The organism is Anaeromyxobacter diazotrophicus, assembly GCF_013340205.1.
In the GTDB taxonomy this organism is placed as follows: domain Bacteria; phylum Myxococcota; class Myxococcia; order Myxococcales; family Anaeromyxobacteraceae; genus Anaeromyxobacter_A; species Anaeromyxobacter_A diazotrophicus.
In genome coordinates, this window is sequence record NZ_BJTG01000008.1 from 86,999 (window position 1) to 105,316 (window position 18,318).

Annotated in this window: 17 protein-coding genes; 12 read left to right on the plus strand and 5 right to left on the minus strand. The window is 75.4% G+C overall.

The features are described 5' to 3' along the window. Positions 1-117 precede the first annotated feature (117 nt). Genes HWY08_RS16415 through HWY08_RS16425 form a run of 3 tightly spaced genes read left to right on the plus strand, consistent with a single transcriptional unit; the run spans position 118 to position 1,388 of the window. Complete coding sequence (locus HWY08_RS16415) at positions 118-537, plus strand: antibiotic biosynthesis monooxygenase family protein (protein WP_176067174.1); 420 nt, start codon at positions 118-120, stop codon at positions 535-537. Between the two features lie 54 nt (positions 538-591). Beyond that, positions 592-969: a response regulator gene (locus HWY08_RS16420; RefSeq protein WP_176067176.1), complete on the plus strand. Its 378-nt coding sequence runs from the start codon at positions 592-594 to the stop codon at positions 967-969. Then, positions 966-1,388, plus strand: coding sequence for a bacteriohemerythrin (locus tag HWY08_RS16425; protein WP_176067178.1), 423 nt, complete (start codon positions 966-968; stop codon positions 1,386-1,388). Before HWY08_RS16420 ends, HWY08_RS16425 begins: the two co-directional genes overlap by 4 nt. A 34-nt stretch (positions 1,389-1,422) precedes the next feature. Here the strand turns inward: HWY08_RS16425 and HWY08_RS16430 are convergent, their stop codons facing one another. After that, positions 1,423-2,130 (minus strand): spermidine synthase, encoded by a 708-nt coding sequence (locus tag HWY08_RS16430; protein ID WP_176067181.1) that lies wholly within the window; start codon positions 2,128-2,130, stop codon positions 1,423-1,425. 124 nt (positions 2,131-2,254) lie between these two features. Between HWY08_RS16430 and HWY08_RS16435 the strand changes: the two genes are divergently transcribed. Genes HWY08_RS16435 through HWY08_RS16445 form a run of 3 tightly spaced genes read left to right on the plus strand, consistent with a single transcriptional unit; the run spans position 2,255 to position 4,616 of the window. Continuing rightward, positions 2,255-2,920 (plus strand): hypothetical protein, encoded by a 666-nt coding sequence (locus HWY08_RS16435; RefSeq protein WP_176067183.1) that lies wholly within the window; start codon positions 2,255-2,257, stop codon positions 2,918-2,920. Next, entirely contained in the window at positions 2,917-4,062 is a 1,146-nt protein-coding gene (locus HWY08_RS16440) for a M48 family metallopeptidase (protein WP_176067185.1), read from the plus strand. The genes HWY08_RS16435 and HWY08_RS16440 overlap by 4 nt, the downstream gene beginning before the upstream one ends. After that, positions 4,059-4,616 carry a hypothetical protein gene (locus tag HWY08_RS16445; RefSeq protein ID WP_176067187.1) on the plus strand — a complete coding sequence of 186 codons (558 nt, stop codon included), beginning with the start codon at positions 4,059-4,061 and terminating at the stop codon, positions 4,614-4,616. The genes HWY08_RS16440 and HWY08_RS16445 overlap by 4 nt, the downstream gene beginning before the upstream one ends. A 1,127-nt stretch (positions 4,617-5,743) precedes the next feature. Here the strand turns inward: HWY08_RS16445 and HWY08_RS16450 are convergent. From HWY08_RS16450 to acs, 3 genes are all read right to left on the minus strand, one after another. After that, entirely contained in the window at positions 5,744-7,657 is a 1,914-nt protein-coding gene (locus tag HWY08_RS16450; RefSeq protein WP_176067189.1) for an MSCRAMM family protein, read from the minus strand. A gap of 138 nt (positions 7,658-7,795) precedes the next feature. Then, on the minus strand, positions 7,796-8,233 hold the full coding sequence (locus HWY08_RS16455) for a thioredoxin family protein (protein WP_176067191.1): 438 nt from the start codon (positions 8,231-8,233) through the stop codon (positions 7,796-7,798). Between the two features lie 71 nt (positions 8,234-8,304). Then, the gene (acs, locus tag HWY08_RS16460; protein ID WP_176067193.1) at positions 8,305-10,260 is read right to left on the minus strand and encodes an acetate--CoA ligase; all 1,956 of its coding nucleotides are present in this window, start codon (positions 10,258-10,260) and stop codon (positions 8,305-8,307) included. Between the two features lie 507 nt (positions 10,261-10,767). Between acs and HWY08_RS16465 the strand changes: the two genes are divergently transcribed. The 6 genes from HWY08_RS16465 (at position 10,768) to HWY08_RS16490 (ending at position 17,746) form a co-directional block, all read left to right on the plus strand. Beyond that, positions 10,768-11,922, plus strand: a complete 1,155-nt coding sequence (locus tag HWY08_RS16465) for a fibronectin type III domain-containing protein (protein WP_176067195.1) — start codon at positions 10,768-10,770, stop codon at positions 11,920-11,922. Positions 11,923-11,972: 50 nt separating this feature from the next. Then, the gene (locus tag HWY08_RS16470; protein ID WP_176067197.1) at positions 11,973-13,295 is read left to right on the plus strand and encodes a bifunctional ornithine acetyltransferase/N-acetylglutamate synthase; all 1,323 of its coding nucleotides are present in this window, start codon (positions 11,973-11,975) and stop codon (positions 13,293-13,295) included. Positions 13,296-13,369: 74 nt separating this feature from the next. Beyond that, a complete protein-coding gene (locus tag HWY08_RS16475; RefSeq protein WP_176067199.1) occupies positions 13,370-15,277 on the plus strand; it encodes a hybrid sensor histidine kinase/response regulator in 1,908 nt (635 codons plus the stop codon). A 12-nt stretch (positions 15,278-15,289) separates the two neighbouring features. Then, positions 15,290-15,805, plus strand: a complete 516-nt coding sequence (locus HWY08_RS16480; RefSeq protein WP_176067201.1) for a hemerythrin domain-containing protein — start codon at positions 15,290-15,292, stop codon at positions 15,803-15,805. Continuing rightward, positions 15,802-16,473, plus strand: a complete 672-nt coding sequence (locus HWY08_RS16485; protein WP_235969671.1) for an HAD family hydrolase — start codon at positions 15,802-15,804, stop codon at positions 16,471-16,473. The genes HWY08_RS16480 and HWY08_RS16485 overlap by 4 nt, the downstream gene beginning before the upstream one ends. Positions 16,474-16,504: 31 nt before the next feature. Next, positions 16,505-17,746 (plus strand): DNA recombination protein RmuC, encoded by a 1,242-nt coding sequence (locus HWY08_RS16490; protein WP_176067203.1) that lies wholly within the window; start codon positions 16,505-16,507, stop codon positions 17,744-17,746. Here HWY08_RS16490 and HWY08_RS16495 read toward each other — a convergent pair. Further along, on the minus strand, positions 17,724-18,296 hold the full coding sequence (locus HWY08_RS16495) for a phosphatase PAP2 family protein (protein WP_176067204.1): 573 nt from the start codon (positions 18,294-18,296) through the stop codon (positions 17,724-17,726). The genes HWY08_RS16490 and HWY08_RS16495 overlap by 23 nt on opposite strands. Positions 18,297-18,318 lie beyond the last annotated feature (22 nt).

Consider the following 18,318-nt stretch of genomic DNA (forward strand, 5'->3'; position numbering starts at 1 on the left):
CACGGGCCCGGGGCGCCGCAGGGCGCCACCCGCGGCCACGCCTCATCCGGGCGCCGCGCGCGGGGAGCCGCGGGCGCCGCCGTCCCCTATGTTCCGCCGCGAGCCAGGAGGTCCCCCTTGCGCACGCTCCGCCTTGGCCTCGCCGCCGCCCTCGTCGCCCTCGCCTGCAGCCACCGCCCGGCGGGCCCTCCCGCGCCGCCCGAGGCCACCGCGCCCCCGCCGCCCGGGGTCGCGCGGGTGTGGCACGGGCGCGTCCAGGCGGAGAAGGCGGACGCGTACGCCGCCTACCTGGCGAGCGCCATCACCAAGTTCCGGACCCTCCCCGGTAACCTCGGCTACGAGCTGCTGCGCGAGGACGGAGGCGCCGAGACGCACTTCATGGTCGTGAGCTACTGGACGACGGCGCAGGCCATCCACGCCTACGCGGGCGACGACATCTCCCGCACCCGGGCGCTGCCGCGCGATCCGGAGTTCCTCGTGGACCCGGAGCCGCTGGTGCACAACTACCGGGTGGTCGTGCAGGACCTCGCCCGCTGAGGCGGGCCGGCCACCCCCTACGTCCGGCGGGCGCCGGTCGGGTATGCTGCGCCCGTGCCGTGTGCCCTCGTCGTCGACGACTCCGCCAGCCAGGTGCTCGGCATCGCCGCGGCGCTGACGCGCGCGGGCTACGCGCCCGTGCACAGCGCGGTGGACTGGGCCGAGTGCCGGCGCGCGCTCGCCCGCGACGTCCCGGCGCTCATCGTGCTCGACGTGACGATGCCGGGCATGGTGAGCGGCGACGTCATGGCGATGCAGCTCCGCCGGAACCCGCGCTGCGTCGGGGCGCGCCTGGTGCTCTACTCGGGGCTGCGCGAGCACGACCTCGCGGTCCTGGCCGAGCGGTGCGGAGCGGACGCCCACCTCCGCAAGGGCGACGAGGCCGCGCTCGTCGCGCTGTGCAAGCAGCTCGTCCCGCCGGAGGTCCCGTGAGCACGCTCGACCCGGACGCGCTGCCCGAGGTGGCGGTGGCGTTCATGAACGCCGATCACCGCGAGGAGGCGCGCCGGCTGGTCGCCCTCACCGAGGCCCTGTCGGCGCTGAGCCAGGGACGGGGCGATCGCGGCGAGGTCGTCCGCCGGTGGACGGCGCTCGTGCAGCACACCCGCGAGCACTTCGCCCGCGAGGAGCGCGCCATGGAGCAGACGCGCTTCCCGCCGCGCGACGTGCACCGGGCCGAGCACGAGCTGGTGCTCTCCGCCATGGAGACGGAGGAGCAGGCGTTCCTCCAGGACGGCGACGCGGCGCGCCTCGCCCGCTACGTGGACCGCGCGCTGCCCGACTGGCTCCGCCGCCACATCGAGACGATGGACCTCGTGACCGCGCGCTTCCTGGCCGCCCGCGGCGCGTGAGCCGCTGGCGGCCGGCGCTCGGCTCAGGGCCCGCTCACGGACGGCCGGCGGAGGTCCGCCGGCGCGGCGCGGGGCGGGGCGACTTCACGCCCAGGAAGACGACGTGCCGCGCCCCCGCCGAGCCGGCGCGCGCCGGCGCGGGCACCGCCTCGGCCGCGAAGCCGGCCCGCCGCAGCGCCGCCAGGTAGCGATCGTCGGGGCCGGCCGACCACACCGCCAGCGCGCCCCCGGGCTTCAGCGCCTCGAACGCCAGGTGCACGCCGGCCTCGCCGTACAGCCGCTCGTTGCGGCCGTGGACCAGCGCCGACGGCCCGTTGTCCACGTCGAGCAGGATGGCGTCGAAGGCGCGGGTCGCCTCGGCGATGCGGTCCGCGACGTCGGAGACCTGGAGGCGCACGCGCGGGTCGTCGAGCGGGCGGCCGGCCAGCGCCGACACCGGCCCGCGGTTCCAGTCCACGAGCGCCCGCGACAGCTCCGCCACGATGACGCGCGCGCCGGCGGGCACGCGGTCGAGCACCGCGCGCACCGTGTAGCCGAGCCCGAGGCCCCCCACCAGCACCGTGTCGCGCCGGGCCGCGCGCTCCAGCCCCAGCGCCGCCAGCCCCTCCTCGGAGCCGTGGGCGCGGGACGACACCAGCACGTGGCCGCCGGCCCGCACCACCCACTCCGCGCCGCGCCGCGCCAGCACGAGCTCCGTGCCGTCCGGCGCGAGCGCGCGATCGATCGTCTCCCAGGGCTTCATCGGGGCGGCAGGATACCCCGAGACCCGGGCCGGCGCACACCCTGCGCCCTCCTCATACACGCTGCGTGATGGCCGGGCCGCGCGGCTCTGCTAGACTCGCCGGCCACGCAGCGCGGGAGGGGTCTTGCGCAGACGAGTTCTGGTGGTGCTGCTGGCGCTGCTCGGCGCGGGCTGCATGTCGACCGCCCGGGTGAGGCCGGACGCGGACCGGTGGCGCCGGGGCGTGAAGACGGTGGCGGTGCTGCCGTCCATCCGCGTCTACGAGGTGTCGGCCGGCGAGGTTCGGGAGCAGCGCGACGACTGGTCCGCGGAGGGCACCCGCCTCGTGGCGGACGCGCTCTCGGCCGGCCTGGCCGAGCGGGGCCTCACCCCGCGCGTCCTCGACCCCAAGGCGGAGAAGGCCGACCCGGAGCTGCGGGAGGTCCGCCTGCTCTACGAGGAGGTGAGCCTGGGCGTCTACCTCCTCGCCTACCCGCCCTTCGCCTCGCGCCACGTGCTCGAGCACTTCGACTACGAGGTGGGGTCGCTCGAGCGCGTGCTCGAGCGCGCCCGCGCCGACGCCCTGCTCGTCGCCTACGGCAAGTCCAACGTCTCCACCACCGGGCGCGCCATCACCCGCGCCCTCTTCGGCGGACAGTCCGACTTCAACCTGCTCACGGTGGGGCTCCTCGACCGCAAGGGCCACCTGGTGTGGTTCGACCTGGCCGGCGCCGAAGACCTGCGCGACCCCGGGACCGTGGGGCGCGCGGTGGCGGGGCTCCTCGACCGCCTGCCGGGGGAGGACCGGTGACGTCCCGCCCGCTGGCGCTCGCCGCGGTCGCGCTCGTGCTCGCCACCGGCTGCGCGGCCGCGCGCCTGCCGTCCCTCGCCGACGGCGAGCCGGTGATGGAGCAGGACGAGCGGCGCATGTGGCGGGTGGCCGAGGAGGCGGAGGACGACGCGCGGCACAACGGCGCGCTCGACCCCGACCCGGCGCTCGATCGCTACCTGGGGCAGGTGCTGAAGAAGCTCCTCCCGGCGCGCGCCGCCGGCCGCCTCCGCGCACACGTCTTCGCGGTGGCCGATCCCCGCCTCGACGCCTTCGCGCTGGCGGACGGGGCCATCTTCGTCTCGACCGGCCTGCTCTGCCGGCTCGAGAACGAGGCCCAGCTCGCGATCCTGCTCGGGCACGAGCTCACCCACGCGCTCCACCGGCACGCGGTGGTCGAGCACCGGACGGTCAAGAACAGCGCGGCGGTCTCCGCCAGCTTCGGGGGCGGGCTGGGCCTGGGGCGCCTGGGCGCGCTCGCCACCGTGGCCGGCTACTCGCGCGAACTGGAGCGCGAGGCGGACGAGGAAGGCCTCGCGCTCGCCGCCGGGGCCGGCTACGACGTGGCCGAGGCGCCGCGGCCCTTCGAGCACCTCCTGGCGTGGATGGAGGAGGAGGAGCTCGAGGAGCCGTTCCTGTTCGCGGACCACCCGCGTCTGAAGGACCGGATCGGGAACTACCGCCGGCTCCTCGCCACGGCCTACGCCGGCCGCAAGGGCGGCGAGAAGGGCCAGGACCGGTACCTCGCCGCGGTGCGCGAGCTGTACCTCCGCAACGCGCGGCTCGACCTCGCCGCCGGCCGCTTCGGCCCGGCCGAGCGCGGCGCCGCCCGGTACCTGGAGCTCCGGCCCCGCTCGGCGCCGGCGCTGGCGCTCTTGGGCGACGTCGCCGGCCAGCGCCAGGAGAAGGGCTCGGAGGCGAAGGCCGCCGAGCACTACCGGAAGGCGCTCGCGATCGACCCCGCCTGCCCCGAGGCGCAGCGCGGGCTCGGCCTCGCGCTCGCCCGCGCCGGCGACAAGAAGGGCGCGCGCCCCGCGCTGCGCCGGTACCTGGAGCTGCGCCCGCGCGCCGAGGACCGCGCCTGGATCGAGGCCGAGCTGGCCGAGCTGGAGGGGAAGCCATGAGGGTCGTCGCCGCACTGCTCCTCGCGCTGGGGCTCACCGGCTGCATGGGCCCGCAGACGCCGTGGGATCCCATCGGCCCGCGCTACGCCTCGAGCAACTGGTTCGGCCCGAAGTACGCGCTCGACATCCCGGAGGGCTGGCTCAAGCTCAACGCCGGGGAGGGCCTCACCAGCACCCGCGACGGGTGGACGCTGCAGAAGATCACCGTCCGCGTGCTCGATCCGGACAAGCCGCTCGGCCACACCAAGAAGACGCTCCGCGCCGGCATGGCGCCGCGCGAGCTGGCGGAGGTGCTCGTGGACGACGTGCGCGCGTCGGGCGCGCACGGCCTCTCGGTGGTCGAGACCAAGCCGGCGACGCTGGCCGGCGCGAAGGGCTTCCGCGCCGTCCTCGCCTACAAGGACGCGGAGGGCCTCGGCCGCCGCGCCGTGCTGACGGGCGCGTTCGTGGGCGACCGCGTGTGGCAGCTCGCCTACGACGCGCCCGAGCGGGTGTACTTCCAGAAGGACCTGCCGACGTTCGAGAAGGCGCTGGCGAGCTTCACGGTGCGGTAGGCTGGCCTGGCCGCGGCCGCCGCCCGGCCACCATGCGCCTCCACGCCCGGCTCCTCCTCGCCTCGCTCCTGCTCTCCGCCGGCGGCTGCTCGTGGTTCTGGCCGACGGTCGTGCGCACCTCGCCGCGCGAGCCGCTGTTCCACAGCGGGTTCCCGCTGGTCGGCCCGGCGCGGCTCGACGGCGCGCTCTGCTCGCTCGTGACGCTCGGCCCCGACGCGCTGGCGGTGGTGGAGCCGCCCGAGCCGCTCGACCGGGCGATCCCGCTCGAGCGCGCCTGCCCGGACGCGCGGTCGAGCGGTGAGGGATGGCCCAATCGCGCGCCGCCCCTCGTCCGCCTCGAGACGCCCCACGGGCCGGTGCACGGGTACCTCCACGCGCCGAAGTCGGCGACGGGTCTCCTCGTCGCCTTCAGCGGCCTCGGGATGCCCGCCTCGGGCTGGGTGAACGAGCGCTTCGCGGAGGTCGCGGCGCGCTCCGGGCTCGCCACGTTCGCGCCGGTCCGCGACGAGGCGGCGCGCCCGATCTGGTTCGACCCGCGCCGCGAGGCGACGCGCGCGCTCGACGCTGCCGAGCAGATCGCGAGCGCGTGCGCGATCGAGGATCCGCGCCGGCTGGCGTTCGTCGGCATCTCCATGGGCGGGCTCGAGGCGCTGCTCGCGAACCGCGAGGCGCTCGGGCGCGGCCTGGACACCCGGGCGGCGGTCCTCGATCCGCTGCTCGACTTCGCGCTCGTCGCCGACCACCTCGACAGCTTCTGGCACCCGCTCGCGGTGGACGCGGTGCAGGCCTACTTCCGGCGCATCCTCGCCGGCCGCTACGGCGAGGACCCGGCGCCCAGCTTCCGCGAGGTGCTGCGCCGCACGGCCGCGCACCCCGAGGCGATGACCGACCCCGTCGCCGACGCGCCGCCGCGGTGGCTGTGCGAGGCGCGGCGCGAGGCGTACCTCGTCTTCTTCTCCGAGGCGGACCCGGTGCTGGGCGACGGGCAGCGCGAGTTCGCGCGCGCCTGCCGCTTCCCGACCCGGCCTGCGGGCGCGCCGGGACACACGCCGCTCGCCTGCCGCCCGGAGCTCTTCGAGGAGCTGGTCCGCGGGGCCGTGGCGCGGCCCCGCGTGGCCTGCCCCGGCTCACTTCTTCGCGGGCGCGAACCCGAGGAACGTGCCGAGCGCGGAGGGGTTGAGGCTCGTGAGCAGGCTGATCCTCACCTCCGACGGATCGCCCGGCGGCCCGATCCCGCGATCGACCTTCATCCGTAGCAGCAGGCGCACCCACTTGCTCCCGAACGACGGGACCTCGATCTGGCCCTCGGCGTAGACGCGGTTCTGGTTGGCGCCCCTCCAGAACTGGTCGTTCGCGTACCCGGCCTCGACGAAGCCGCGCGTGTTGCCGAAGCTCTCGGCCGGCTCACCCGCGTTGTAGCCGAGGACCTGCATCCGGAGCCCCGTGAAGAGGCGGCCGCGGACGTCCGTCTTGTCGCCCGAGATGAGGCTGCGCATCCCGGCGCCCAGGACGGGGGCGAGCCACGGCTGGTGGCTCTCCTTCGCGCCGGCGAGGAACGGGAACGACGACCTGCCGTCGAGGTCGAGCAGGGCCCGCCCTGCGACGTCGAGCGTCGTGCCGCCGGTGTTGAGGAAGGAGGTCTGCGTGGCGCCGGGCGGCGGCGTCTGGAGCACCTCCACCTTCGTGAGCCGCAGGTCGACGTCCCCGCTGAGCCAGCTGAGCCAGCGCGAGTTGGCGTTGAGCGCCGCCTCGACGTGCGACGCGAACGAGCCGGCGGCGTCGAGGGCGAACGCGGCGCCGACGTCGATGGCGAGGTGGTGCTGCTCGAGCACGACCACGTCCTCGATCCGGACCCGGCCCGAGCAGTCCTGCAGCCCGGTGAACTCGACCTGGACGCGCCCGCCGTTCTCGAGGAGCTGCGCGTCCTGGTTCTCGAAGTCGACTCGGAAAACCTGCTCCTCGCAGCCGTTGGCGTCCCCGCTGGCGCAGCGCCGGAAGTACGCCACGTCCTTGAACTCGGCGAGCGGCCGGTCCTTCGAGAGGATGCGGATGGACGGGAGCTCCCTCGCGTCCCGCGTGCTGGCGACGCGCTCCAGCGTCGACGGCTCGACGGGGGCGAACTTGGCGTTGGTCGTCATGAACGATCCGTGGGTGCCGATCCACCGGAACGTCACGACCGGCGGCACGCAGCGCGTGGCGACGGCCTTGAAGTCCATCGCCGGGACGTCCTCGTCCTTGACCGTGACCGTCGCCGCGGCGGGCGTGAAGAGGTAGCCGTCCGCCGACGGCTTGACGGTGTAGGTCCCGTTCGCGAGGTTCCGGATCTCGTACCTGCCGGAGGAACTCGAGGTCGCGCTCGCGCTGTTGCTTCCGCTCACGGTCAAAGTGATCCCGGACACCACCGCCCCGGAGATCGTACCCGAGATGGCGTGCGGCTCCGTCTTGTCCGCCACGAAGTCCACCCCGGGGACGTCCTCGCGGCTCACCACGATCCGCGTGCTCGCCGGGGTGAACACGTACTCCTTGCTGGACGGGGCGACGGTGTACGCGCCGGGAGGCAGCTTCGCGAAGCTGAAGGCGCCGTTGGCATCGGACTTCGTGCTCTTCGTGCCGTCGCCCGTGGTGAGCGTGACCGCGACGTCCTTCTTCGCGGCGCCCGAGATCGTGCCCGACACCGCGTAGCTGGCCGGGGCGAGGGCCGACGCGACGAGGTCCGGGGCCGTGCCAGGAGCGCCCCCCCCGACGGACACGTCCGCGCTCGCGGGCGCGAACACGTACCCCGCCAGCGCGGGCGTCACCTTGTAGGCCCCCGCCGCGAGCCCGTCGAAGGCGTAGTTGCCGGCCGCGTCGGTGACGGTGACCTTCGACGGGACGCCCGCGCCCGGCAGCGCGATCGTGACACCTGCGACGACCGCACCGGTGACCTTGCCGGTGAGCGTGAACGTCGGCGCCGGCGCCGGCGCCGGCGGGGCGGGGGCCGGGTCCACCGCCGCGGCCACGAGGGGGAGCAGCGCGAAGCACCAGGCGAGACCTCTTCTCATGGACTCCTCCGAGGGGGCGGGCACGCCGCGCCCGGCGGGTCCGACCCGCCGGGCGGCGCGCACCGGGAAGCGCCAGGCGGAGGATGTTAGCTGACCGTTACAGTCACGGCGAGCGGAAAGTGACGCTGGGTGGAGGCACTACGCCGCCCCCGCCCCGGCGCGCTCCAGCCACCGCTCGAGCTCCGGCAGCGCGAGCACGCCGCTGTGGCGCGCCAGCTCGCGGCCCTCGGAGAAGAGGATGAAGGTCGGGATGGCCTGGATCCCGTGCCGCGCCGCGGCGCTGGCCGCGTCGTCGCTGTTCACCTTGCCGACGAGGAGCCGGCCGGCCCGGCGCTGCGCGAGCTGCTCCAGGATCGGCGCCGCGGCGCGGCACGGCCCGCACCAGGGCGCCCAGAAGTCGACGAGCAGCGGCACGGGCGCGCTCCGCACCGCCGCGTCGAGCTGGCCCGCGTCGAGCGGCTGCGGCGCGCCGGACAGGTCGAGGTCGCGCTTGCAGCGCCCGCACACCGGCGGCGCCGGCGGCGGGAGCCGCACGCGGTTCATGGCGCCGCAGGCGGCGCAGCGGAAGGCGGACATGGCCCGAGCCTAACCGGCCCGCCGGCCCGGGGCCGCCCCCGCCCGGACCGCCGGCCTGCCCACCCGGCCGCTCAGTCCGCCAGCGTCGACAGGTCGCCCGGGTCCTGCCCCAGCTCCACCGCCTTGAGGTAGCGGCGGACGATCTTGCCGGAGCGCGTCTTCGGGAGCGAGGTGCGGATCTCCACGTCGGACGGGGTGGCGATGGGGCCGAGGTCCTGCCGGACGTGGTCCTTGAGCGAGCCGACCAGGCCAGCGCCCTGCGGCACGCCCGCCTTCAGCACCACGAAGGCCTTGATGCGCTCGCCCTTCACCGGGTCGGGCAGGCCCACCACCGCGCTCTCGGCGACCGCGGGGTGGCGGAGCAGCGAGCCCTCCACGTCGGCGGTGCCGATGCGGTGGCCGGCCACGTTCATGACGTCGTCGGCGCGGCCGAGCACCGCGAAGTACCCGTCCCGGTCCTTCACGGCGATGTCACCCGCCGTGTAGAAGCCCGGGATCTGCCGCCAGTAGTTCTCGTAGCGCTTGTGGTCGCCCCACACCGTCCGGAGCATGTACGGCAGCGGCTTGCGGATGACGAGCAGGCCGCCCTCGCCGGCCGCCACCTCCTTGCCCTGCGGGTCCACCACCGCCACGTCGGCGCCGGGCAGCGGCTTGCCCACCTTGCCCGGCCTGGCCTCGAAGGTCGGCATGGTGCCGAGCACCGGCGCCGCGATCTCGGTCTGCCACCAGTTGTCGACCACCATCCCCCTCGACTGGCCGACCAGGTTCGCCTGCGCCCAGTGGTGCGCCTCCGGGTTGAGCGGCTCGCCGGCGCAGGCGACCAGCCGGAGCTTCTTCAGGTCGTAGCGGGCCGGCGCGTCGCCGCCGTGGCTCATCCACATGCGCACCGCGGTGGGCGCGGTGAAGAGGATGTCGACGCCGTACCGCTCGCAGAGCTCCCAGGTGACGTCGGGCGACGGGTAGTCGGGCACGCCCTCGCGGCAGAAGATGGTCGCGCCGCAGGAGAGCGGGCCGTAGACGATGAACGAGTGCCCGACGATCCAGCCGATGTCCGAGGTGCTCCAGTAGATGTCCCGCTCGCCGATCTGGTAGAAGGCGCGCGCCAGGTAGGTGGTGCCGACGAGGTAGCCGCCGGTGGTGTGGACGACGCCCTTCGGCTTCCCGGTGGTGCCCGAGGTGTAGAGGATGAAGAGCGGGTCCTCCGAGTCCATCGGCTCCGGCTTGCAGTGGATCTCGCGGCCCTCCTGGATGTCGTAGAAGTCGTGCTCGCGGTCGGAGTCGAAGGTGACCGGCGCGTCGCCCGGGCGCGAGCCGCGGCGGTGCACCACCACGTGCTCCACCGAGTAGAGGTCGCGCACCGCCTCGTCCACCGTCGGCTTGAGCGGGATCTTCTTCCCGCGCCGGAAGGTGAAGTCGGAGCAGACCACCACCTTCGCGCCCGAGTCCTCGATCCGGCTGCGCAGCGCCTGGGTGCCCATCCCGGCGAAGACCACCGAGTGGATGGCGCCGATGCGCGCGCAGGCGAGCATCGTGACGATGCCCTCCGGGCAGAGCGGCATGTACACGATGACCCGGTCGCCCTTCTTCACCCCGAGCCGCTTGAGCGCGTTCGCGAACCGGTTCACCTCGCGGTAGAGCCGGTTGTACGTGTACGTGTGCTCCTCGCCGTTCTCCCCCACCCAGATCAGCGCCGCCTTGAGGCGCCGGTCGCCGTGCACGTGCCGGTCGATGCAGGAGACGGTGGCGTTGAGCTTCCCGCCGACGAACCACTGGTGGTCCGGCGCCTCGAACCGCGTCACCTCCTCGAAGGGCCTCATCCAGTCGACGAGCTTGGCCTTCTCGCGCCAGAACCGCTCCGGGTCCTCCGAGGCGTAGGCGCGCTCGATGGCGTCGTTCGGGACGGTGGCCTGCTGCGCCAGCCACACCGGCGGCTGGATGACCTTCTCGTCGTGGGCGAGGGCGCTGATGGCGGCCCGCTGGGAATCACTGAGATCCGGCAGGGACTTGCGAGGGGAGTCGGCGGACATGGGGGGTCTCCACGACGCGTGATGGAGGGGGGTGACCGAGGGCGAAACGCCCATCCTACAGGAGCGCACCTGCGGCGCAACACCTCACCCCAGCCAAGCGCTCGCTCGCTCGTACCACCCGTATGGTATCGTGTGCGCTCTCGTCGGGAACTGGAGTCGCCGGGAGCCGGATCGCCCACCTGGACCGGCGAAGGAGGACCGATCGTGACGACCCGTATCGCGATCGCGGCCGGATGCGCTGCGTTCCTCGTGGCTGGTTGCCGGCAGGAGCGGGCGGTCCCCGCCGAGCCGCCGGCGCGCGTCGCCCGCGAGGCGACGCCGCGGGCGTGGGCGGATCCGGATCCAGCGCCCGAGGCGGCGAACGCGACTTCGACCTCGACTGCGACCTCGACCGCGACTGCGACCGCGACCGCGACTGCGACTGCGACTGCGACTGCGACCGCGGCTGCGGCTGCGGCTGCGGCCTCGAGCGCCGCGACGCCGCGTGGGGGTCGGGCCGCGGGTCCGGTGGCTCGGGCGCAGGAGGAGGTCGCGCCGCCGGCCGCGCCGGAGCCGCCTCCCCCCGATCTCACTCCGCCCACCGCGCCTGCCGAGCTCACCGCCACGGCGCTCGGCGAGACCGAGGTCGAGCTGCGCTGGACGGCCGCCACCGACGAGGTGGGCGTCGCCGGCTACGAGGTCGTGCGCGACGGGCGCGTCGTCGCCGGCGGGCCGGGGCTCGGGGCCCGCGAGAAGGGGCTCGCCGCCTGGTCCAGCTACTGCTGGGCCGTGCGCGCCTTCGACGCCGCCGGGAACCGCTCCCCGCCCTCCCCGGCGGCCTGCGCCCGCACCCTCGACCTCACCCCGCCCTCCACCCCCCTGCACCTCGTGGCGAGCGCCACCTCCGACAAGAGCGTGCAGGTCCTCTGGCAGGCCTCCACCGACAACGTCCGGGTGGAGAAGTACGAGCTCCTCCGCGAAGGGGACGTGGTGGCCGAGTCGTCCGCCGCCTGGGCCGACGAGCACGAGCTCCGGCCGGGCGTGCGCTACTGCTACGCGGTGCGCGCGGTCGATCCGGCGGGCAACCGCTCGGCCAAGAGCGCGACCGCCTGCGCCGTCACGCCCGATCTCACGCCGCCCACCGTGCCGGGCGCGCTGGCGGCCCAGCCGGTCTCCTCCTCGGCGATGTTCCTCGCCTGGGACGCCTCGAGCGACGACGTCGGCGTCACCGGCTACGAGGTCGTGCGGGACGGCGAGCTCGCGGCGAAGGTGGCGGTCCCGGACGCGCTGGCGACGGCGCTCACGGCCGGCAAGCACTGCTTCCGGGTGCGCGCCGTCGACCAGGCGGGGAACCGCTCGGCGCTCTCCCCCGCCACGTGCATGACGACCGCCGATCCGGAGGTGCCGCCGGCGCCCTTCCGGCTGCAGGCGGAGCCCGCCTCGGAGAAGGCGGTGCGCCTCTCCTGGCGGCCGTCCGCGCGCGAGGACGTGGTCTACCGGGTGTACTGGGAGGACGGGAAGAGCATCGGCGTCACCCGCCTCACCGGCTACAGCGCGGTGGGCCTCAAGCCCGGCGAGCGCCACTGCTACCGCGTCGGCGCCGTCGACGAGGAGGGGCACGAGTCGCCCCGCACGCTCGAGGCGTGCGCCGCGCCGCGCAACGAGTCGCTGTCGGTGCGGTGACGGGCCTCGCGCGGCTTGCGCCGCGCTCGACGATGGGGGTAGAGGGCGTCATGCCCAGCACCTCCCTCGCCTTCGCGTCCGCCGAGGCGCACCGCGCCTGGCTCGAGACGCAGGCCGCGCTGCCGGCCGGCTTCCGCGTCGGGACCGCCAGCTTCGCCTTCACCCCGGTCGAGGTGTCGAAGCCGTCGAAGATGAACCTGACGCTGCTGGCGCTGGACCGCCCCACCGACGCCTTCGCGCTCGCGCTCACCACCAACGCCTTCCCCGGCGCGCCCATCCTCGTGGCGCGCCAGCGGCGCGAGGGCGCGCGACTCGGCGCGGTGGTGGTGAACAACAAGGTCTCGAACGTCTGCGCGCCCGGCGGCGTGGAGGCGGCCGAGCGCGTCTGCGCCGCGGCGGGGCGCGCCCTCGGCCTCGCGCCGGACGAGGTGCTGCCGGCCTCCACCGGCGTCATCGGCTGGCGGCTGCCCGACGCCGCCATGGTCCAGGCGCTGCCCGGGGCGGCGGCGGCGCTGCAGCCGCGCTCGGTGCTGCCGGCGGCGGAGGCGATCATGACCACCGACCTCTACCCCAAGGTGCGCCGGGCGGAGGTGGGCGGCGGCGCGATCGTCGGCATCGCCAAGGGCGCCGGCATGATCGAGCCGAACCTCGCCACCATGCTGGTGTTCCTGCTCACCGACCTCGACGTCGCGCGCGACGAGCTGCGCGCGGCGCTCGACGAGGCGATCGAGGGGAGCTTCCACGGCATCACGGTGGACTCCGACACCAGCACCTCCGACATGGTGGTCCTGCTCGCCTCGCGCGCCCGGCCGGCCCCGGCGCGCGCCGCCTTCCGCGACGCGCTGCGCCGCGTGTGCCGCGATCTCGCCGAGGACCTCGTGCGCAACGGGGAGGGCGTGCACCACGTCCTGCGCCTCCAGGTGAGCGGCGCGCCCGATCGCGCCGTCGCGCGCGCGGTCGGGAAGGCGGTCGCCAACTCGCCGCTCTTCCAGTGCGCGGTGAACGGCAACGATCCGAACGTGGGCCGGCTGCTGTGCGCCATCGGCAAGCACGTCGGCGCGGCCGGCCTGCCGCTCGACATGAGCCGGGTCCGGATCCGCATGGGCGGCGAGCTCCTGCTCGAGGGCGGCCTGATGCAGCTCGACCCGGCCAAGGAGGAGCGGCTGGTGCGGCACCTGCGCGCCGCGGAGCTGTACGCCTCCGCCCCGCCCGCGGACGGCCTCACCTTCCGGCCGCCCCTCCGCCACCCGCCGCACGAGCGCTCGGTGGAGCTGGAGGTGGACCTCGGCGTCCCGGGCGGCCACGCGGCCGAGGTCCTCGGGGCCGACCGCAGCCACGAGTACATCACCGAGAACGCGGACTACCGCAGCTGAGGGGCCGCCGCCTCGCGTCGGCGCGCTTCTCCCACCTTTCGGCGCCGCGGGCCTCGCGTGTAGTCTGGCCGGCGATGATGACGGCCGCGTCACCGGAGCTCGTCCGGGCGCTCTTCGATCACAGCCCGCTCCCCCAGTTCGTCGTCGACCGCGAGACGCTCGCGTTCGTCGACGTGAACGAGGCGGCGCTGCGGCACTACGGCTACACGCGCGCGGAGTTCCTCGCCCGCTCGATGCTCGACATCCGGCCCCCGGAGGACGTCGAGCGCGCCCGGCGCTCGGCCGCCCGGCCGGTGGCGGCCGCCGCCGAGACGCGCGGGCTGTGGCGCCACGTGAAGAAGGGCGGCGCGGTCGTCGACGTCGAGGTCCTCGCCGCCGACTTCGAGCTGGGCCGGCGCAAGGCGCGCCTCCTCACCGTCCGCGACGTCACCGAGCAGAAGGCGGCCGAGGAGGCGCTGCGGCGCTCCGAGGAGAGCTTCCGCGCCGCCATCGAGAGCGCGCCCGACCTCGTCGTCGTCCTGCGCGAGGAGCGGGTGGTCTACGCGAACGCGGCCGTCACCGCCGCGCTCGGCCACGCCCGCGACGCGCTGCTGGGGGAGGAGGCGGTCCGCTTCGTCCACCCGGACGACCGCGCGCGGGTGGCCGAGATCGTGGCGCGCGCGCAGCAGGAGCCGCACGCGCCCTCCGAGGAGCTGCGCCTCCTCCGCGCCGACGGCGGCGAGCTGCGCGTCGAGTTCAGGGTGGTGGCGGTGGCCTTCGACGGCGGCCCCGCCGTCCTCGCCTTCGGCCGCGACCTCACCGCCCGGCGGCTCCTGGAGGCCCGCCTGGCGGCGGCCGGCCGCATGAGCTCGCTCGGCGAGCTGGCGGCCGGCCTGGTGCACGAGATCAACAACCCCATCTCCTACGCGCTCGCCAACGTCTCGTTCGCGGCCGAGGCCGTCGAGCCGCTGCTCGCCGCCGCGCCGTCGCCGGGCGACGCGCACGAGCTCGGCGGGGCGCTGCGCGACGCGCGCCTCGGGCTCGAGCGGGTGCGCGATCTCGTCCGCAACCTCAAGACCTTCTCGCGCGTCGACGAGGAGCCGTTCCAGCCGGTGGACCTGCACGCCGCGCTGGAGGCGGCCTGCAGCATGAGCCGCAACGAGGTGAAGCACCGCGCCCGCCTGGTCCAGCGCTACGCGCCCGGCACCTGGGTGCGCGGGGACGAGGGGAAGCTGGCGCAGGTGTTCGTGAACCTGCTCGTCAACGCCGCGCAGGCCATCCCGGACGGCCGCGCCGACGAGCACACCGTCAGCATCGAGGTCATCCCGTGGCCCGGCGGTCGCCTGGCGGTCGAGGTCAGCGACACCGGCCAGGGGATCCTCGCCGAGCACCTGCCGCGCCTGTTCGACCCCTTCTTCACCACCAAGCCCAAGGGCCTCGGGACCGGGCTCGGGCTCTCCATCTGCGACAGCATCGTCCGCGCGCACGGCGGCCACATCGAGGTGGAGACCCGCCCCGGCCAGGGCACCTGCGTCCGGGTCGTCCTCTCGCCGGGGCTCCCGCCGCCCGCGCCGGCCGCTCCGGCTCCCGGCGTGGGGCCCGCGCGCGGTCGCCGCGGCCGGGTGCTGGTGGTGGACGACGAGCCGCGCGTGTGCGACGCGCTGGCGCGCCTGGTGAGCGGCCAGCACGAGCTGCGCGGCGCCAGCTGCGGGCGCGCGGCGCTGGAGCTCCTCCGCGCCGGCGAGCAGTTCGACGCCGTCCTCTGCGACGTCATGATGCCCGAGCTGAACGGGGTGCAGCTCCAGCGCGCGGTGGCGGAGATCGCCCCCGCGCTGGCGGCGCGGTTCGCCTTCATGACGGGCGGCGCCTTCTCCGCCGAGGCCGGCCGCCTGCTGGCGGAGTCGGGCGCGCCGGTGCTGCGCAAACCGTTCGAGCGCGACGCGCTGCTCGGCTGTCTGCGGGTGCTGTGCGACGGCGCGGCGCCGCCGGAGGGCCCGGCTTAAGGCTCCCCGGCGATGATCTCCCTCCTCAAGGCCTCCCCCGCCGGCGACGCGGTCTCGGCGCTGCTCGACTGCCACGACCGCATCCGGTCCTTCACCGCGCTCGCGCTGCGGCTCGCGCGGGCGCACGATCTCGCCGAGCCCGAGGCCCGCGACGCGGCGGCGGCCGTCCACCGCTACTTCTCGGCCGCCCTGCCGCTCCACGCGCGCGACGAGGAGGAGTCCATCCTGCCGCGCCTGCGCGGCCGCGAGCCCGCGCTCGACGCGGCGCTCGCGGTCATGGTGCGCGAGCACCGCGAGCACGAGGCGGCGGTCGGGCGCCTGCTCGCCGCCTGCGCCGCGGTGAGCGCGCGCCCGGCGGAGCTGGCGCGGGTGGCGCCGGAGCTGGAGGCGGCCGCGCTCGACCTCGAGCGGCACTTCGACGAGCACCTCGCGGCCGAGGAGCGCGTCCTCTTCCCGGCGCTCCGCGCGCTCTTGCGGCCCGAGGACCACCAGGCGGTGCTCGCCGAGCTGCGGGCGCGGCGGACGTGAAGGCCCGCCTGCGCGCCGCCATCTTCGACCTGGACGGCACCCTGGTCGACAACATGCGGTACCACGGCGACGCCTGGCTGGCGCTCGCCCGGCGGCTCGGCGCATCCGCCACCCGCCACGACTTCGAGCACCGCTGGGCGGGCAAGAAGGCGGACGAGATCTTCGGGTACCTCCTCGGCCGGACGCCGTCGCCCGAGGAGACCGCTCGGCTCGAGGACGAGAAGGAGCGCGCCTACCGCGCGGCGTACCGCCCGCTGGTGGCGCCGGTCCCGGGGCTCCTCCCCTTCCTCGACCGGCTCGAGGCGGCCGGGGTGCGCCTGGCGGTGGCCACCGCTGCCCCGCGCGAGAACCGGGAGATGGTGCTCGCCGCGCTCGGGCTCGCGGAGCGCTTCGAGGTGGTGGCCGGCCCCGAGGGCGGCCACGTGCGGGGCAAGCCCGCCCCCGACATCTACCTGGCCGCGGCCCGCGCGCTCGACCTCCCGCCCGCCGCCTGCCTGGCCTTCGAGGACGCGGTGAACGGCGTCCTCTCGGCCCGCGCCGCCGGGATGGCGGTGGTGGGCGTGCTCACCTCCGCGGGCGAGGCGGAGCTCGCCGCCGCCGGCGCCGGCTGGTTCCTGCGCGACTACGCGGCGTTGCCGCCTGCGCTGGAGCGGATCCTCTTCGGGTGAGGTGTCGGACGGCGGCGCTACGCTGCCCGCGATGGTGCTCGCCCTCCTCGCCGTGACCTGCCTCGCCGCGCTGGGGTCGGCCGCGCTCGCCCTGGCGGCGCCGGGGCGCGCGGCGGCCGCGGTGCGCGCCGCCCTGGCGGACCGGCTCGACGCCCTCGCCCGCGGGCAGGAGCGCGAGGAGCGCGCCCTCCGCGAGGAGCTCTCGGGGCTCCGCGCGGAGCAGGCGGCGTCCGCGGCGCAGCTGCGGGCCGAGCTGCGCGGCGCGCTCCAGGGCGTGGAGCTCCGGCTCGAGGCGCTGCGGCGGGCGGTGGACGAGAAGCTGGCCGCGCTCCAGCAGGAGAGCGCCCGGCAGCTCGAGGAGATGCGCCGGACCGTCGACGAGAAGCTGCAGGGCACGCTGGAGCAGCGGCTCGGCGAGGCGTTCCGGCTGGTGGGCGAGCGGCTCGAGGCGGTGCAGCGCGGCCTGGGCGAGATGCAGACGCTGGCGAGCGGCGTCGGCGATCTCAAGAAGGTGCTCTCCAACGTGAAGGTGCGGGGCACCTGGGGCGAGATCCAGCTCGGGCACCTGCTCGCGCAGGTGCTCGCGCCGGAGCAGTACGCGGCGAACGTGACGACCCGGCCGCACGCCTCCGAGCGCGTCGAGTTCGCCGTCCGGCTGCCGGGCGGCGAGCGGGGCGAGGAGGTGCTCCTGCCCATCGACTCGAAGTTCCCGGTCGAGGACTACCAGCGGCTGGTCGAGGCCTCCGAGCGCGGCGACGCCGCGGCGGTCGAGGCGTGCGGCCGGCAGCTCGAGGCGCGCCTCGAGGCGTGCGCGCAGGACATCCGGGACAAGTACCTGAACCCGCCCTCCACCACGGACTTCGGCCTGCTGTTCCTGCCCACCGAGGGGCTCTACGCCGAGGCGGCGCGGCGGAGCGGCCTCATCGAGCGGCTGCAGCGCGAGCAGCGGGTGGTGCTGGCCGGGCCGACCACGCTGGCGGCGCTGCTCAACAGCCTGCAGATGGGCTTTCGCACCCTCGCCATCCAGCGGCGCTCGAGCGAGGTGTGGCAGGTGCTCGGGGCGGTGAAGGCCGAGTTCGGCAAGTTCGGCGAGGTGCTGGCCGCGGTCGAGAAGAAGCTCGTCGAGGCGTCGCACAAGCTCGGCGTGGTCGGCACGCGCAGCCGCGCCATCGAGCGTCAGCTCCGGGGAGTGCAGGAGCTCTCCCCGGAGGAAGCGCCGGCGCTCCTGCTGCGCGAGGCCGCGCGCGAGGTCAGCCCGGAGGGCGACGGCTGAGGCCGCCGTCCTCGAACCTCGCCGCGAAGGCCCGCCCCGCCGCCGCCGCGAACGTCCCCCACAGCGCGCCGGCCGCGACGTCGCTCGGCCAGTGGACCCCGAGGTAGACGCGCGACACCGCCACCGCCAGCGCCACCGCGAAGGCGAGCGGCCCGAGCCGCGGGCGCGCCCAGGCCACCACCCACGCCAGGGCGAACATGTTCGAGGCGTGCAGGCTCGGCAGGGACGGCCCGTTGGCGGCGGCCCCGACGAAGCGGAACGTCCCCGGCGGGAGCGCGTAGCAGGGCCGCATCCGGCCGAAGAGGGGCCGCAGGAGCTGGGACCCGACGAGGTCGCTCAGGAGGATGGCGATCGCGAGCGCCAGCAGCGGCCGCGCCGCGCCGCGCCCGAGCCGGGCCAGGAGGACGGCGGCCAGCAGGACCCCGAAGGCGATCCCGAAGGCCCGCGCCGAGAGCGCGCGCATGACGGCGTCGAGGAGCGGTCCGCCGTCCCGGTTCACCAGCTGGAAGAGCCGGAGATCGAGCGCCCCGTGGAAGTCGCTGAGCACCATCCGCGCGAGTCATAGCACGGGC

What these genes read in the sequence shown, in the direction of transcription:
- HWY08_RS16430 (WP_176067181.1), bottom strand. Translation starts at nt 2,130, where the DNA reads ATGAAGCCCTGGGAGACGATCGATCGCGCGCTCGCGCCGGACGGCACG.
- HWY08_RS16445 (WP_176067187.1), top strand. Translation starts at nt 4,059, where the DNA reads ATGAGGGTCGTCGCCGCACTGCTCCTCGCGCTGGGGCTCACCGGCTGC.
- HWY08_RS16450 (WP_176067189.1), bottom strand. Translation starts at nt 7,657, where the DNA reads ATGAGAAGAGGTCTCGCCTGGTGCTTCGCGCTGCTCCCCCTCGTGGCC.
- HWY08_RS16455 (WP_176067191.1), bottom strand. Translation starts at nt 8,233, where the DNA reads ATGTCCGCCTTCCGCTGCGCCGCCTGCGGCGCCATGAACCGCGTGCGG.
- acs (WP_176067193.1), bottom strand. Translation starts at nt 10,260, where the DNA reads ATGTCCGCCGACTCCCCTCGCAAGTCCCTGCCGGATCTCAGTGATTCC.
- HWY08_RS16470 (WP_176067197.1), top strand. Translation starts at nt 11,973, where the DNA reads ATGCCCAGCACCTCCCTCGCCTTCGCGTCCGCCGAGGCGCACCGCGCC.
- HWY08_RS16475 (WP_176067199.1), top strand. Translation starts at nt 13,370, where the DNA reads ATGATGACGGCCGCGTCACCGGAGCTCGTCCGGGCGCTCTTCGATCAC.
- HWY08_RS16480 (WP_176067201.1), top strand. Translation starts at nt 15,290, where the DNA reads ATGATCTCCCTCCTCAAGGCCTCCCCCGCCGGCGACGCGGTCTCGGCG.
- HWY08_RS16490 (WP_176067203.1), top strand. Translation starts at nt 16,505, where the DNA reads ATGGTGCTCGCCCTCCTCGCCGTGACCTGCCTCGCCGCGCTGGGGTCG.
- HWY08_RS16495 (WP_176067204.1), bottom strand. Translation starts at nt 18,296, where the DNA reads ATGGTGCTCAGCGACTTCCACGGGGCGCTCGATCTCCGGCTCTTCCAG.